Source organism: [Actinomadura] parvosata subsp. kistnae, from assembly GCF_900323885.1.
In the GTDB taxonomy this organism is placed as follows: Bacteria; Actinomycetota; Actinomycetes; order Streptosporangiales; family Streptosporangiaceae; genus Nonomuraea; species Nonomuraea composti.
Window position 1 is genome coordinate 490,440 of record NZ_OOHJ01000018.1, and the last position, 15,575, is coordinate 506,014.

The following is a 15,575-nucleotide window of genomic DNA, read 5'->3' on the forward strand; positions in this document are numbered from 1 at the left end:
CGGACGCACAGCCGCGCCACGCGTAGTAGCTCGACTCGGACACCTGCAGCACCCGCCAGCAGCCTGTACCAGCAGACCCTGGCACGCCATCACCGCGATCGCTTCGAACCGCCCGGTGCGGGTCATTCATGGTCCCCGCGCGCGGGAGCGGTGAAGTTCACTTCCTTAAGAGGCGGCCAGCATGGTTTTGCCCACCCCGGGGGGTGCCGCCCAGGGCGCCGCTCACCACCGCCCCACAGTGCCGGTCGCCTGTCTCACCCTTCTGCCAGCCCTGACCCTGGCCTGAGGCCGGAGCCAGGTCACCCAGCAAGCCGGCCAGCCGCTGCAGCAGCTGCTCACGCCGCTGGAACCCGGGCGGGCATCGCGGGACGTCACCTTCTACGATCTGTCCCGGCGGCGGCGGATAGGTGTAGTGGTGTTCGACGCCGACGGCCTTGCCGATGTCGTCGTGGTTGAAGTCGATGTGGTGGCCCGCGCCGTGGGGTGCCGGCGCTGTGGTCGTCTGCGTCGTGGCCGCCGTCGGTGCCGCCCATCGTTATCCCGGTCCGGTGCGGCGGACTCGGGGCTGATCACCTGCTTGCCGACGACCTCGCCATGAAAGGTGTTGTGGTGGAACTCAAGGTGATCGCCGCCGTAGGTGTGCCGCCGGTCATCGCCCTCATGGATGGTCTGGTCGCCGGCCGCCTGGTACACCCGGCCCTGGCCTGAGGCCTGCGCGCGCATCTGCACGTTCCGTGCCCCGTCACCGATGGAGACGATGCCGGAGTTGTCGCCACCGATGGCGACCGACCGCTCCCCCGAGGCCGACACCCGCGGCGACTCCTGCGACGGTGCCTGGCGCCAGCGGCGGGCTGCTCGGCTTGCTGGGCCCGCTCGACACGGACCTGCGCGCGCAGCGCCGCCACGGAGACCAGCAGGGCGGCCGCGCCCAACGCCATGCCAGTGAACATGCCGACCACGCTGGCCCGCTGATCCAGCACCTCCAGCACCTCTGTGGGCAGGTGCAGCGGATCGGCAAAGAACCACACCAGCACGGCCGCCAGCACGACGATCGCCATGATCCGCCACAGCCGTAAACGTGCCGCTCGATTGGTACGGGGCGTCTTCGCCATGCCTCCAGAGTGCTCCCGAACCGGGCCTAACGAGGCGGAAAGTAGCGAAGGAGTCGGTCCGGCCCGGCAGAGCTCCCGCTATTCGCCGCGTGTAACCGTAGCCGGCTTTTCTGCGATCAAAAGATAGTGACTTGTGATGCGGGCGCTGCCCGGCCATCACGCTGTTGCGGCGGATGTCGGCACACCAAGGGGGTTACGCCTCAGTGAGCGATCTCTCGACCGTGGGCGGGGCGGTGTTCGAGGAGTCGTTCGGGGATCGCGTGCGAGCGCTCCTGCGGGCCCGGCCGGTGGCCGACGCGGCGGACAACGCCGCACGGCAGATGTGGGGCGGATGCGAGTACGACGTCGTGACGCTCGCCTTGGCCGCCATCGATGCTGTGATCGCTAAGCAGGGATTCGATCAAGAGGTCACCTACGACGAAGCGGTTGCGGGGCTGGCCGTGTTGGCCGCCGCCGCCCACCCGGAACGTTCCATCGATGAACACGGCGCGGTGGCGCGGTATGTGGTGGACGCGCTGCTCAACCGCAAGGAACGTGAGGCGCCGTTCAGCTACCAGATCTCGATCTTCGGACGTGACGACGACGGCTCGGTCCGCCATCGAGTCGGAACGGCCGAGTTCCGGCTACTGACCGAGCATGAGGATCACCGCAGAGGCGTCAACGTCCTGCGGGCTTCGACGGACGCTATCAACGCCCTGGTGGGCGGGCTGGAGTTCGACGTCGAGGACGAGCAGGCTGCGATCGAGCTCATGCTCGCGCGGCAGCTCGAACGCGGAGCGTTCGGCCAGGCTGAGAAGGCGGCGGAACGATCGCTGCTCCTGTCCATCCGCTATGCCGATGAGTTGCGGACGCTGCTGGCGGACACGGTGCGGGACATTCGGACCGTGCTTCCCCAATGGGTCAGGGAGGTGCCGGAACAGTTGGAGCGCAACCGTACGCACCTGGAGGAACGGCTCGCGGCAGAGTCCACGTTGCTCGGCCATCTCCGAAGAGCGCTGGACGCTCCTGACACCGAACCGGAGGTCTCCAAGGCCTCGGCGCGCATCGCAGCACTGCTGGAGAAGTGCCGTCATCGGCACACCGAGCTCCACGGAAAGCTGGTCAACGCACGAACGATCTTTCTTGACGAGCAGGCCCGCCAGTCCTTCCGGCCGGTCGGCGGGCTGCGGAACCCTGACATCATGGATGGCCTGTTCCTCCCGCTGCTTGTCCTGCGCGCCGACGTGGCGGTGGAGCCTGCTGAGACCTTCGCCGTCCTGGTGTCAGGCGGCCAGGTGCCGAGGGTCGTGCGCGTCGCCGACCTGGTCGATGACCTTCTCGCGCCACGACGCGCGCCTTCACCGGAAGATCCGCCAGTTCCCGACGAGGAGCTCGGCGATCCCGATCCTCCCGCCATACCTCCGGAGGTGCTGGGTGCCGCCGCACGCCTGGTGGACGAGGTCGGGCTGCCCGCGCGCCTGTCAGATCTCCTGCTTTCCGCCCGGGCGGCGGACCTGCCCGCGGAGGTCGAGCAGGTCATCGTTCTCGCCGCGCTGTGGAAGTACGCACCCGAGACGGCGCAGGACGTGTCCACGGCGGTGGACACGGCTGCTCGCGTCCTCGGCGCCGCGGCGGCGGTCGACGCCGATGGCGCGCGGATCACCCTGCCCGGCTGGTCGGGCGATGATCTGATCGTCGCGCAGGACGAGGAGTCGCTCAGCCGGTGGGCGGCGGTGGCGGACCGGGATGCCTCATGACCCTCAGCCAACGCGATCTCGCCGATGTGGGTGTGCTCATCGGTTGCGCCCTGAGGCCGAAGATGCGGCCCGGCGCGGACAACGACTATCGCGCACTGCTGAGCCGCTACCGCGCCGACGTGGAGTTCCGCAACGCCGTGGACAGCGTCCTCGAGGGACTCGAGGCTCAGGTGCTGTCCGATTCCGATCTGGGACTTGTCCTCGGCGTGCGCCGCGAGTCGGTGTTCGCCTATCGCATCTCGGACCTGCCGAACGTCGGTGGTGTGACCGAACGATTGCTGGTGGGACTCGTCAGCGTCGCGGTCGCCGCCTACGCGTTCCCGACGCCGGCCGACTTCGATGACGACCGAGTTAGGTGGGTGTCGGTCGACGAGCTCGAACGCTTTCTCCGCGAGACGTGCGAACGGTTCAAGCGCACACCCGAGCAGGCACAGGGATCGCTTGACGAAGCGTGGCGTACCTATGACCGTCTGTCGCCCGGCTACAAGGCGGACAGAGGAAAGGGCAAGGCACGCCGGTCCCCCGCGTCCTCCACCTACTGGGTAGCGCACGTGCTCACCTGGATGGTCGACCAAGCCCTCGCCCGGTCAGCACCTGCCCGCGGTCCTGAGGTCTTCCAACTGCTCGAACGCTTCCGTATCCAGGCCGCTGAACTCGCTGGCAACGCCGCATATGACGTATTGGCCGCCATCAGACGTGGCGACCACGACCGGGAGGCGGCACCGTGACTTATCAGCTGTCTCGTCTGCGGCTGGCGAACGTCGGCGACAGGGCTGCCCGGTTCACGGATCTCACACTGGACGTGTCGTCAGACGCAGACGGTTCGCGTGAGCCCGTTGACTCGATCCTCTGGCTGCGTAACGGAGGCGGCAAGTCAAGTCTGCTCTCGCTCTTCTTCGCCCTGCTCCTGCCCTTGCGGAAAGACTTCATGGGCAAGTCCGTCAAGCGGTACCTGGAGGACTACATCGCCTCCGGCGACACGAGCCACACGGTCGCTGAATGGATCGCGCAGTCCGACGACAGCTTGTTGCCCCCGCCGCGACTCATCACCGGAGCCTTATACGAATGGATCGACCGCCGCAAACCCGTCGACCCCGATCGTGATCGTGAGAAGCTCAGAGGGTGGTACTACTCGTTCTTCGAGGTGCCTGGCGTGCTCGATCTCGATCACCTTCCCGTTCACGATGAAACGGGCCGCACCCGGCCGATGGCCGAGTTCGTTCGCCTGTTGCGGGAGATCGCGGCGTCACGGCCGCAGCAGTTCTCGTTCGCGATCACTGATCAGCGCGGTGTGTGGACCGAAACACTTATCGCGCGAAATGTCGATCCGATCTTGTTCGGCTATCAGAAGGAGATGAATCACTCGGAGGGCGGGGTCGCCGAGCTGTTCAATTTCCCCTCCACGGACAAATTCATCGACTTCCTGATCGATTTGACCGTGGACAGCGCTCAGCCGGAGCTCGTCGCGGCCAATCTGCGGAAGGTCATCGACGTCCTTGGTCGGAAACCAGATCTGCTTGTGGATCGTGACTTCTGTGCTGAGATGTCCGGCATACTTGACACGCTGGCCGAAAGACACCATCTCGCCAACGAAGCGGACCGAGAAGCAGGCGAGGCGAAGCAGGCGGCCGCTCTGCTGGCAGCCGCGTTCCAAAGCGCGGCTTCGGCGCAGGAAACCGACAGGGAATGGTTCGCCGGGGAGGCGAAGCGGCTTCGCGGCGAGGCTCATAGGCTGGACAGCGAACGCGGCCGACTGAACGACGTCGCGAATGAGTTGCTCAGGATCGCGGCCACATATCGGCTCGCTGCGGTGACCAAGGCAGCCGAAGAGGCGAAGTCGGCAGCCACCGCCACAAAGAATGACGACTTGGCCTGGGAAGCGGTCGGCCCCCTGGCCGAGCGGGCGGAGGCAGAGGATCAAGCACGGTCGGTGCGCCGGCAGATGACCGAGACGGAGCGAGAGACCGCTCCGCTGCGCAGGGCACGGGATGACGCCGCGGCCCTTCTCAAGGCCCGCTACGCCGCTCTCGCGGCTGACGAACGTACCGCCGAGGAGCAGATGACCTCAGCGGCGGAGACCGCGAGGTCCCATGCCGCGACCGAAGAGGAGCGCGTGCGCGTCAACCGGGAACTCTCCGCCAAAGCGGAGGAACGCGCGGACAACCTCCGCCTGCAGATGGCAAGCATCGAAGAAGCCATCGAAACCGCAGCCAACCTGGGCGACCTACCCGATCGAGAAGCGGTTCCCGCTGAGGTTCTCGGCGACTCACGGGCAGCCAAGAACGAGGCGAACCAGCTTCTGAATGAGGTACGCGCACGGCGCGCTGGCCGGCCGGCGCTGCGCACATCACTGAGTGAGCAGCGGAGAGCCCTGGCGACCGAGCGGGCCGCCAGGAACTCCGAACGGGATCAACTCGTCTCCGACCACGAGAAACTCTCCGCTCGCGTCAGCATGCTGGCCACCAACGCCAGGTTCGCTGAACTCATGGAGCTCAGCGAGGATGGGCGGCTCGATCTGTGGGCCGAAGCGGCCAACCTTCGTGCCGCGCTGACACATGCGGTCTCGACGGCCGAATCGGTCATCGTGGAAACCCGTGTCGATGCGGCCGACGACGATCGTGCGCTGGACGGGTTGCGCACCGACGCATTCCTCCCGACCACACGTGATGCCCAGCGCGTTGCCGAGGCGATCGCCGGCGAAGTGACTGCGCAGCCGGGATGGGAGCTGCTGCGTGACCTGGTGAGCGAGCCCGCACGCGCCGTCGCGTTGCGGAACTCCATCGTTGCGGAACTCGCCGCGGGCGTGGTCGTCGCGGACGCAGACCTCGGCAAGGCCCACCTCGCTCTGGAAAAGCAGGGCTGCTGGTCGATCGCCCACGTCACCGTATGCTCCGCGACCCAGATGCAGCAGGCGTTGAATGCGGCTGCCCCTGAATGGTCGGCGGTGCCCAGTGACCCGGCGTTGTACGATCCGGCCGCGGCGGAACATGCGCGGGCAGAACGTGAACGCCGGCGCCATGAGCAGGAACGGCGAATCGCCGAACTCCACGAGCAGACACAGGCGGACCGAACGCTGCTGGAGGTGCTGGAATCCCTGCTGCGCGACTGCCCAACCGGTTACCTGCACACCTTGGAGATCAGGGCCGAGGAATGCCGGCAGGCCATCGACATGATCGACAGCACCGACGCAACACTTGGTTCTCAGATCGACGAACTCGAAGCCCATGACCTCGCGGACGCGGCCACAGAGCAACGGCTGTCCGACAATCTCAACCTGCTCGCGAGCAGAATCGAGCGCCTGACAGCCCTCGTCGCCAAGGTCTCAACACTGCAGGAACTCAAGCGAGACATCGAACAACGAGACCGGGACGTCCGGGCGTACACGCGGGTCGCCGACGAAGCCACCACTCTCGCGAACGAGTGGCGCAAGACCGAGCGCGCCGCTGAACGAGAAGCCGCCGAGCACAGATCCAACAAGGAACGATACGAACGTGAAGGCCGCGCGATCTCCATGCTCGATGCGGGCCGCAAGGACGTCGCCACCCCGACGGACGACCCCCTGTCCATGCTGACGAGCCGTTTCAACGATCTCGACATTCAATGGCATGCTGTGGCAGCGCAATCCGTGCTCGCAGAACGGCTAACGGGGCTCATCAGTCGCGCCGAACGCGCCGAACAGGCGCTCGTGGGATATCCGGAGGCCATTCGCGAACGTGCGGCGTCGTTGCTCGAAACGGGCGATGGGCAGGATCCTGAACGGCGTGCCATCGCGCGACGCCGATCCCGGGAGAAGGCCGATCAGGCCCAGCAGGGGTTGAGCCGTGCCATTCTCCAGCTCGAACAGGCGCGCAAAGAGGTCACTGAGCGGACGCCGCGCGACAGGCTGCGGCACGCCCAGCTCGACGTCGAGCCCGCAGGCGAAGCCGAGGCGCGGGAGCTCGCCGCGATACAGGCGGCGACTGCGACCGACATGAGTGGACAAGTGACCGCTCTGAACAGGGAGGCCGACGACGCGGTCTCAGCCGCGAGCGAGGCGGACACCGCGGCGCAGGTGCTCGCACAGCGCGCGCATCGTCTCACCGACACTGCCGCGCCGGCCGACGTGGTGGATGGAGTGGCAGCGTTCGACGGCGACGATGCGCGGGCCGAGTCGGAGACACGGGCGGTACTCGGTCGCCTGGCCTCTACCGCGGAGATCGTAACCGTAGCGAGGATCAAGACGAACGAAGCCATCGACGCTGTGCGCAGGCTGGCGTCGGAGGGCAGGTTCTCCGGAATCCCCGATGCGATCAGAGATCGATTCACCGGTGACGATCCTGAAACGCTCGGCGAGCGTGCCGCCGTCCGCGCCGAAGAGATGCGGGCGCGTCGCACCACCATAGACGGCCAGCTCGCCGACATCGGACGCGATCAGCGGCTCGTCGTGGTGGAGATCGCCGCACTAGTTCAGGACGTGCTCGCGAACCTGGAGTCCGCAAACCGGCACTCTAAACTGCCCGGGACCCTGGGCGGATGGGCCGATCAGCACTTCCTCCGAATCCGGTTCGCCCGCCCCAGCAGCGAGGAGGACCTGCACGCACGAATTGACGCGGTCGTTGACCGGATCGTGGTCGAGAAGTCGAAACCCGAGGGTTTCGCGCTCCTCAAGCGATGTGTCCACGAAGCTGTGGCACCACGCGGGTTCACCGTCAAAGTACTAAAACCCAACAGCGATCTGGCGGTCGAACCGGTCGACGTGACCCGCCTCGGCAAGTTTTCCGGCGGCGAGAAGCTGACCGTGTGCGTCGCGCTCTACTGCACACTCGCCCGGCTGCGCGCCGTCAACCGGGGCAGAGGAAGGGCAGCGCTCGGCGGCACCCTCGTGTTGGACAATCCGCTGGGCACCGCGAGCCACGTGGCGCTCCTGCGGCTGCAGCGCGAGGTGGCGACCGCTCATGGCGTGCAACTCATCTACACCACCGGAGTGGAGGACCTCGGCGCCGTCGGCCAATTCCCGAACGTGCTGCGAATGCGCAACGCACCAGGAACACTCCGTACGCGGAGGTACGTCGTCCTGGAGGAACGCTTCGGATCCGCGGTGGAGGGCATCACCGGCGTCCGCCTGACACGTGATGAGACGACGGACGGCGCTGCATCATGAAGCTGAGCTCCCTAGCCCAACATCTCGCCGAACAGGTCACGACATCACCGCGACAGAAGATCGAGATCGAGACGCTGTACGACGCGGCGGTCGCATTCGATCGGCGCCTGGCGACGGCGCCGACCGCACGTGCCGAGATCCACCACGCGCTGAACGAGCTGGCCGTTGCCGGGTCGGTGATATTCCCAAGCACCTCCCGGCATTTCGACACGCGAGACGCGCCCCCCCTGCCGCTCTGGGTCCGCCGCCCTCCTCGCGAACGGGTCGTGCGCGAGGCGAGGGCCGTACGAGTGTGGCCACCCGCGCTCGAATCCGCCGGACGGATCGCAACCAGGCACGACGAGTTCAGCGTGCTCGAGACGGTGGCCGCCTTTCTTCGCAACGGAGGGGCGGCGAGGCCGAGCGTGCCGATGAGAGAACGGTCCTTGGAGCTGTTCGGCGATGAGAAACGGCTTGATGGGCTTGTGACGAACCGGCTATTCGTCTCAGGGGCGCTGACCCTCGAACTGCTGCGTTGTCACCCGGTGCCCATCCCGTTCGTCTCCCAATGGGTTCCTGGGCGCCCCGACCCCCGTGGTACGGCACTGCTGATCGCGGAGAACCACCACACCTACACCTCACTTCTGGAGGCCACTCGGCGCCACGCTGCCGCAGGTCCGGGACGGCATGTGGGCTACGGTACCGGTAACCAGTTCCCATCGGCGGTGTTGTCGGTACCGCTGCTGTCCCCGAGACCCGACCGGATCGTCTACTTCGGCGACGTGGATCTGCAAGGACTGCAGATCCCCGCAGCGGCCTACGCCAGCGCCGTCCTCGCCGGCCTCCCCGCGGTTGTGCCGGCACTTCCGCTCTACGAACTGCTCTTCGAGGCAGGCCACGAACGGCCTGCTGTGCCCATTCCAGCGGACTCGGCTGCGCGCGTGTCGGCGTGGCTCGGCCCGCTCGCCGGACGAGCCAGGAACGTGCTGGTCAGTGGCATCCGGCTTCCGCAGGAAGCGGTTGGGTACGAGCTGCTGTCGACTCGTCCGGACGTGCTCGACAGGGTTTAGGAGTGTCCTTAAGATCTTGGTGGGTGGATCGGTGTGAGGTGGCTCGTCCGCCGTCTTGGCCTACCCCACGGCCACGACCACCCTCTCGTCCCTGAAACTGCTCCGCCGAACCGATCGTGACAAGGAGATCGAATCCTGGTGATACGGCACCAGTTGACCGCACTGCAGCGGCAGGTGACCAGCCCGCGTTCACGCCGACTGATCGGTTCCTTTCGGCTTGAGCTTCCCCGACACTTGACCTGAGGCCATCCCTGATCGAGTGCGAGCCCTGGCTGGCGCGTCTGTCGTAGCACACCGTGGAGGTGGAGGTGGGACAGATGCCAAAGACTCGTGTGCAGGTCAGCAGGCGATGCAGCTGCGTGGATACGGAAACAGGACGTCAGCGAGGCGTGACGTGTCCGCGGCTGCCGGTAGATGACGATCACGGCAGCTGGTACTTCGTGGTGCAGGTACGCGGCCTGGACAGCTAGCGGCAGCGTATCCGCCAAGGTGGTTACGCCGATCCCGAGGAAGCGCAGGCGACAGGCCGGGCTTTGGCCACTGCCCACCGCGACGGCGCAGGAGCCGGATGCACCGTCGGTGAGTGGCTGGCACGCTGGCTGGCCACCAAGGACGCTCTGCGTCCGTCGACCCGGCAGGGCTACGCCACCCATATCCGCCTCTACCTCATCCCGCAGCTGGGACGGATCCTGCTCCACCAACTGACCTCGCGCGATGTCAACGGACTGCTCGCGACGCTGGCGTCCCGTCCCTCGCCGACCGGCCGCCGGTTGTCGCCCGCGACCGTGGTGCGGATCCACGCCACCTTGCGGACCGCGCTGAACGCGGCGGTGCGCGCCCGGCTGATGCCCATCAACCCGGCCAACGGAGCGGCGCTGCCCCGGCCGCGCCGACCGCATCCGGTCGTCTGGACCGCCGTGCGGACGGCCCGCTGGCGACAAACGGGAGAACGCCCAGTGGTAGCGGTCTGGACCGAACAACAGCTCGCGGCGTTCCTGGCCGGCGTCGCGCAGGACAGCCTGTATGCCGCGTGGTGGCTGGCCGCGCTGCGCGGGCTGCGCCGCGGTGAGCTGGCCGGGCTGCGCTGGACGGACGTCGACCTGCAGGCCGCAGAGCTGACGGTGGCGCAGCAGCGGGTGCACGCCGACGGTCAGGTCGTGGTCGGACCGCCGAAGAGTGCCGCCGGCTGCCGGGTGGTCGCCCTGGAGGCGGAGACCGTGCGGGTGCTGAGCCGGCACCGCGAGCGGCAGGAGAAGCTGAGCGCGGCGGCAGGCACCCGCTGGCGGGACTCGGGATACGTGTTCACCACCACGGGCGGCGCGCCGGTACGGCCCGGACTACCTCACCGGCCGGTTCCGCCGCCTGGTCGCGGCCTCCGGACAACCGCCGGTCCGGCTGCACGACCTGCGCCATGGTGCCGCCACTCTGGCGCTGGCCGCGCGCATCGATCTGAAGGTGGTGCAGGCGATGCTGGGGCATGCCAGCATCGTGCTGACCGCCGACACCTAAGTCTCGGTGCTGCCAGAGGTGGCCCATCACGCCGCCCGAGAAACGGCCCGGCTGGTGCTGACCGCTGCGTCCGCGCTGGGGCGGCCGCTGGGCAGCTGACTCAGCTTTGCCTCATATTTGCCCCATGCCGCGCCAGGGCGCAGGCGCGGCCGGAGTTTCCGCTGGTGAAAAGCGCGCCCTGTAGGATTCGAACCTACGACCTACGGATTAGAAGTCCGGTGCTCTATCCAGCTGAGCTAAGGGCGCTCCCGCCTTATTGTGCATGATCCGGCGACATGTCACGCACATGTTTTCCCCGTGTCAGTCTGTCAACCCGATCACACCCCACATGAACAGGGCTCCCAGCACGGTGGCGGTCAGTGTCCAGCCGGTGGCCCGTCTTGGCGTGTGGGCCTCAGGGAGGATATCGGACGTGGCGAGGTAGAGGAGGAATCCGGCGAAAAGGCCGAGGTAGGCGCCTAGGGCGGGGTCGGGGATGGGGAGGAGGGAGGTGAGGGTGGCGCCGGCTATGGGGGCGAGGGCGTCGAGGGTGAGGAGGGTGAGGGCGCGGCGGCGGGCGTTGCCGTAGAGGGAGGTGAGCGTGTAGGTGTTGAAGCCGTCCGTGAAGTCGTGAGCGATGACGCCTATTGCCACGGCCACCGCCAGGGAGGGGTTCGTCTGGTAAGCGGCGCCGATGGCGGAGCCGTCCAGGAAGCTGTGGAGGACGAGGGCCGAGGCGGCGGTGAGGCCGACGTTCGCCCGGGCGTGTCGGTGGGTGGCGTAGTCGGTCTCGTGGGCGTCGTGCATGCCCAGTGAGCGCTCCACGACGTGGATGGTGAGGAAGGCCAGGGCGAGCGTGAGCATGGGCAGGGGGACGCCGTGCACGTACGGCAGGCTCAGCGCCAGCGCCTCCGGGAGGAGGTCGAAGGCGACGACGCCCAGCATGACGCCGGCCGCGAAGCCCAGCACGAGGTGGCGGCGGCGGCCGATGCGGTCGGCGACGAGCCCGCCGAGCAGCGTCATCACGAACGCCGCCAGCGACAGCAGGATCGGCATGAAGCCGCAGGCTAGCGGGCCTGGGCCGGCGCGTGCTGAGTTGGAAAAGGCCAGGCGGGGGCGGGGCAAATGGGTCTAAGCTGTCTGGGCATGGTCGCGACGCTCCTGCATGAGATTCCGCTGCAGGGCGGGGACGTGACAGACGGGGTGGTGCGTGTCGGTGACACCGTGCGCAGACCGGCCAGTAGGTCCACGCCCGCCGTGCACGCCCTGCTCAGACACCTTGAGGCCGCCGGGTTCGACGGGGCGCCGAGGGTGGTGGGGATGGATGAGTTCGGGCGCGAGATTCTCACCTATCTTCCCGGTACGACCGGGCTCCGGCTGGAGAGCGTGACCGATGAGGCGCTGGCGGAGCTTGCCGGGTTGTTGCGGCGCTTTCATGATGCGACGGCCGGGTTCCCGCTGGCGGATGTGGGGTGGGAAGGGGGTCGAACGATGATCGGCCTCCTGAGGTGATCGGGCATTGTGATTTAACGCCGGAGAATGTGATTTTTCGGCGGGGCACGGAGGGTGGCGGCGAACCCGGGCCGTACGCGTTCATTGACTTTGATCTTGCTCGGCCGACCACCCGGCTCTTCGACATCGTGACCACTCTGCGGCACTGGGCGCCCATTTCCGATCCCGTCGATCGGGCTCCGCTCCTGCGCGGCGTGGAGGTGGGGGCGCGGTTGCGGTTGTTCTGCGACGCGTACGGGGTGCCGCCGCGCGATCGCCGACGGCTGCTCGAACTTGCCCGGCTTCGGTTCCACCGCTCCTACACGGTCATGCGCACCCGCGCCACGGCCGGTGGCAACTGGGCCAAGATGTGGGCGGGCGGTGCCGGTGAGCGCATCCGGCGGGCCGCCGCGTGGCTGGATGTGCACGAAGATGAGCTTCATGCCCATTTGGTATGACCCTCTGGGGCTTGCCCTCGGCGTGGCCCTCGACCGGCTCCTCGCCGACCCGCAGAGCCCCGCACACCCGGTCGCAGTGTTCGGGCGGGGCGCGGCGCGGCTGGAGCAGGCCCTGTACGCGGACGGCAAAGCCCCCGGCGTGCTGCACGTCGCCGTCTGCGTCGGTGGCGCGGCCACGCTCGGCGTACTCGCCGGGCGCGCCGCCTCCCGCAGCAGAGTCCTCCGTACGTCCCTCACCGCCCTGACCACCTGGGCCGTGCTCGGCGGCACCACGCTGGCCAGGGAGGGCGCCTACATGGCCGATGCCCTCCAGCACGATGATCTGGAACGTGCCCGCGCACGCCTCCCCCACCTGTGCGGCCGGGACCCCAGCCGGCTGGAGGCGCCCGAACTGGCCCGGGCCACCGTCGAGTCGCTCGCCGAGAACACCTCCGACGCCGTCGTCGCACCCCTGTTCTGGGGCGCGGTGGCGGGGGTGCCGGGGATGCTGGCGTACCGGGCGATCAACACCCTGGACGCCATGATCGGGCACCGTTCGCCCCGCTACGAGCGGTTCGGGTGGGCCGCCGCGCGGCTCGACGACGTGGCCAACTACGTGCCGGCGCGGCTCACCGGCGTCCTCACCGTCCTGACCGCACCCGATCCGGGCCGCGCGCGGGCGATTTTGCGTCGGGACGGTCACCGCCATCCCAGCCCGAACGCCGGGCGGTGCGAGGCGGCGTTCGGGGGCGGCCTCGGGGTCACGCTCGGGGGGAAGAACGTCTACGGGGGGCGGGTCGAGGAGCGGCCGACCATGGGTGATGGGCCGCCGCCCGGGGTCGAGGACATTCCTCGCGCGGTACGGCTGACGCGTGCCGTCAGCCTCGCGGCCGCCGGGGTGGCGGTGGTGACGGCTGCCGGCATGGCGAGGATGAAGGCGTCAGGCGTGGCGGGGATGGCAGGAGTGGCCGCCGGTGTGGCGGGAGTGGCGGGGCTGGCCGCATCGGCCTGGCTCCGCACCCGCGCCGCCACCGCCTCCCGGCCGTGAGGGCGAAGGTGCATCCCATCGGCGCGCGGTAAAGGCCGCCACAGCCTCCCGGGGGCAGGAGGCGCAAGCGGGGCGGTGCGGAAGAAGGGCGGGGCGCGCAAGCGGGCGGCGCACAAGCGGTGGCGGACGGACGAGGGGCGCGCGGACGAGGGGCGCGCGGACGGGGGCGGGGTGCCCCCGCGCTACGGGTTCGGTGCAGTGCGAAGCGGTTCGCACGCGCGTGTGGAAGTGGACGCAGGCGGAGCGCGGCGCACAGGCGGGGGTCGGCGCGCAGGAGGGGGCGCCGGTGCGCAGGCCGGGGGCGCCGGTGCGCAGGCGGGGCGCCCGTGCCGAAGCGGGGTCAGGCGGGGCGCGGTGCCGAAGGGAGCGGGGCCGGGAAAGCGAGCGGGGCGACGAAGTGGGCGCAGCGCGAGCAAGCGGCACAGGTGGGCGAGACACGGCGCGAGCACGTGGGGCGACATGAGCCGACCGGCGCAGCGCAAGCTGGTGGGGGGCGGGAAGCAGGCGGGGAAGCGGGGCACAAGGGGGCGCCCGTGTGTAGGCGAGGCGCCTGCGCCGAAGCGGCGTAAGTGGGGTGCGGTACCGAAGCGGGCAAGGCGGAGAAGCGAGGCGCAGGTGGGATGCGGCATGTGGGCGAGGCGCCGGTGTGTCAGGTGCGCGGTGAGGCGCTGTGCGGCGTGGTCAAGGGCCGCGCGGCGAGGCGCTGTGGGCGGGATCAAGGGCCTCGCGGCGAGGCGCTGTGCGGCGGGATCGAGGGCCGCGTGGCGAAGCGCTGTGGGGCGTGGTCGAATGCCGTGCGGTGACGCGTGGCGAGGTGCTGTGCGGCGCGAGCGGGCGCCGCACAGCGCCGGCGCGATCCACGCGTGACCCCGCGCCCCCGCTTACATGGCGCGGTTGAGGTTGAGGACGAGCCAGATCACGAAGATGGCGACCAGGGTGATGCCGATCATCGATTTCGCGGCGTTGTGGGCGACGGTCCTCCGGGCCGTGACCTGCCTGGCGCTCTGCTTCCACACCTGACGCATAATGATCATGGTCTGGAACCGGCGTCCCAGGGCGAACACGGCGAGTCCGATCAGGATGAATAAGATGACGCGGCCATCTGCAGGTTCCACGGGTATCCCCCCTGTGGTCCTTGGAGTTGCTTACCGCCCCCGAAACTGTGAGAACACAGAATACTCGCGCGACAGCGATTTGTGACCATATTTATGCCTCCAGGTCAACCACGATCGGCGCGTGATCGGACGGCCCCTTCCCCTTGCGGGCCTCCCGGTCCACGTACGCCGAGCGCACCCGCCCGGCGACGTCGCCGCTGGCGTACACGAGGTCGATGCGCATCCCCTTGTTCTGGTGGAACATGCCGGCCCGGTAGTCCCAGTACGTGAACGGGTGCGGCCCCTTCATCGGGGTCGGCACCACGTCGTGCAGGCCGAGGTCGCGCAGGGCGGCGAGGGCCTGGCGTTCGGCGGGGGTGACGTGGGTGGCGCCGGCGAACAGGGAGGCGTCCCAGACGTCGGCGTCGGTCGGGGCCACGTTGTAGTCGCCGCAGGCCACCACGGGCAGCCCGGCGGCGACCTCGGCGGCCAGGGCGTCGCGCAGCGCGGCGAACCAGTCGAGCTTGTAGACGAAGTGGGGCGAGTCGAGCGTGCGGCCGTTGGGCGCGTACAGGGACCAGACCCGCATCCCGGCGCAGGTGGCGCCGATGGCGCGGGCCTCGGGGCGGGCGGCGCCGACCCCGTCGAGCTCGCCGAAGCCGGGCTCGCCGGGGAAGCTCAGCGTCACGTCCGCCAGGCCGACCCTGGACAGCAGGGCGACGCCGTTCCAGCGGCCGTCCCCGTGGGCGGCGGCGGTGTAGCCGAGTTCGCTCACCTCCGCCACCGGGAACGCCTCCGCGGCGCATTTGGTCTCCTGTAGGCACACGATGTCGGGCGCGGTCTCGGCCAGCCATTCGAGCAGGCGGGGGAGCCGCGCCTTGACGGAGTTCACGTTCCAGGTTGCCAGGCGCATCCCTCAAGCCTGCCACCCCGGCACCCATGAGAGGCGCAACCGGCGCCCGGCCTGGGCATGGCGGTCC

12 protein-coding genes, 1 tRNA gene and 1 pseudogene are annotated in these 15,575 nt (G+C 68.7%); 9 read left to right on the plus strand and 5 right to left on the minus strand.

Translation table 11 applies throughout. From position 1 onward, the window contains the following. Window positions 1–1,315: 1,315 nt before the first annotated feature. The 5 genes and pseudogenes from KIS93_RS22345 to KIS93_RS69060 form a co-directional block, all read left to right on the plus strand. On the plus strand, window positions 1,316–2,848 hold the full coding sequence (locus tag KIS93_RS22345; RefSeq protein WP_080045819.1) for a hypothetical protein: 1,533 nt from the start codon (window positions 1,316–1,318) through the stop codon (window positions 2,846–2,848). Then, window positions 2,845–3,576, plus strand: coding sequence for a hypothetical protein (locus KIS93_RS22350; RefSeq protein WP_080045818.1), 732 nt, complete (start codon window positions 2,845–2,847; stop codon window positions 3,574–3,576). Before KIS93_RS22345 ends, KIS93_RS22350 begins: the two co-directional genes overlap by 4 nt. Continuing rightward, window positions 3,573–7,988, plus strand: coding sequence for a coiled-coil domain-containing protein (locus tag KIS93_RS22355; RefSeq protein ID WP_080045817.1), 4,416 nt, complete (start codon window positions 3,573–3,575; stop codon window positions 7,986–7,988). The genes KIS93_RS22350 and KIS93_RS22355 overlap by 4 nt, the downstream gene beginning before the upstream one ends. Further along, the gene (locus KIS93_RS22360) at window positions 7,985–9,037 is read left to right on the plus strand and encodes a Wadjet anti-phage system protein JetD domain-containing protein (protein WP_080045816.1); all 1,053 of its coding nucleotides are present in this window, start codon (window positions 7,985–7,987) and stop codon (window positions 9,035–9,037) included. The genes KIS93_RS22355 and KIS93_RS22360 overlap by 4 nt, the downstream gene beginning before the upstream one ends. Window positions 9,038–9,570: 533 nt before the next feature. Continuing rightward, window positions 9,571–9,696 (plus strand): annotated as a pseudogene (locus KIS93_RS69060) (hypothetical protein); the annotation flags it as partial. Between the two features lie 491 nt (window positions 9,697–10,187). Here KIS93_RS69060 and KIS93_RS22370 read toward each other — a convergent pair. Beyond that, the gene (locus tag KIS93_RS22370; RefSeq protein WP_186404388.1) at window positions 10,188–10,343 is read right to left on the minus strand and encodes a hypothetical protein; all 156 of its coding nucleotides are present in this window, start codon (window positions 10,341–10,343) and stop codon (window positions 10,188–10,190) included. 56 nt (window positions 10,344–10,399) lie between these two features. On the opposite strand from KIS93_RS22370, the gene KIS93_RS69065 reads away from it, so the two are divergent. Continuing rightward, the gene (locus KIS93_RS69065; RefSeq protein WP_080047573.1) at window positions 10,400–10,546 is read left to right on the plus strand and encodes a tyrosine-type recombinase/integrase; all 147 of its coding nucleotides are present in this window, start codon (window positions 10,400–10,402) and stop codon (window positions 10,544–10,546) included. A 172-nt stretch (window positions 10,547–10,718) separates the two neighbouring features. Here the strand turns inward: KIS93_RS69065 and KIS93_RS22380 are convergent. After that, window positions 10,719–10,792: transfer RNA gene (locus tag KIS93_RS22380), tRNA-Arg, on the minus strand. Between the two features lie 54 nt (window positions 10,793–10,846). Further along, entirely contained in the window at window positions 10,847–11,581 is a 735-nt protein-coding gene (locus tag KIS93_RS22385; RefSeq protein ID WP_080045814.1) for a ZIP family metal transporter, read from the minus strand. 90 nt (window positions 11,582–11,671) lie between these two features. Here KIS93_RS22385 and KIS93_RS67575 point away from each other — a divergent pair, with 90 nt between their 5' ends. The 3 genes from KIS93_RS67575 to KIS93_RS22395 are packed head-to-tail and all read left to right on the plus strand — an operon-like array spanning window position 11,672 to window position 13,501. Next, window positions 11,672–12,037: a phosphotransferase gene (locus KIS93_RS67575; protein ID WP_281261978.1), complete on the plus strand. Its 366-nt coding sequence runs from the start codon at window positions 11,672–11,674 to the stop codon at window positions 12,035–12,037. Window positions 12,038–12,066: 29 nt separating this feature from the next. Next, complete coding sequence (locus tag KIS93_RS67580; RefSeq protein WP_281261991.1) at window positions 12,067–12,474, plus strand: phosphotransferase; 408 nt, start codon at window positions 12,067–12,069, stop codon at window positions 12,472–12,474. Beyond that, a complete protein-coding gene (locus KIS93_RS22395) occupies window positions 12,458–13,501 on the plus strand; it encodes a cobalamin biosynthesis protein (protein WP_080045813.1) in 1,044 nt (347 codons plus the stop codon). Before KIS93_RS67580 ends, KIS93_RS22395 begins: the two co-directional genes overlap by 17 nt. Window positions 13,502–14,382: 881 nt before the next feature. On the opposite strand, the gene KIS93_RS22400 is transcribed toward KIS93_RS22395, so the two are convergent. Both KIS93_RS22400 and KIS93_RS22405 read right to left on the minus strand, forming a co-directional pair. Then, window positions 14,383–14,526, minus strand: a complete 144-nt coding sequence (locus tag KIS93_RS22400) for a hypothetical protein (protein WP_186404389.1) — start codon at window positions 14,524–14,526, stop codon at window positions 14,383–14,385. A gap of 181 nt (window positions 14,527–14,707) precedes the next feature. Beyond that, on the minus strand, window positions 14,708–15,508 hold the full coding sequence (locus tag KIS93_RS22405) for an exodeoxyribonuclease III (protein ID WP_080045811.1): 801 nt from the start codon (window positions 15,506–15,508) through the stop codon (window positions 14,708–14,710). Window positions 15,509–15,575 lie beyond the last annotated feature (67 nt).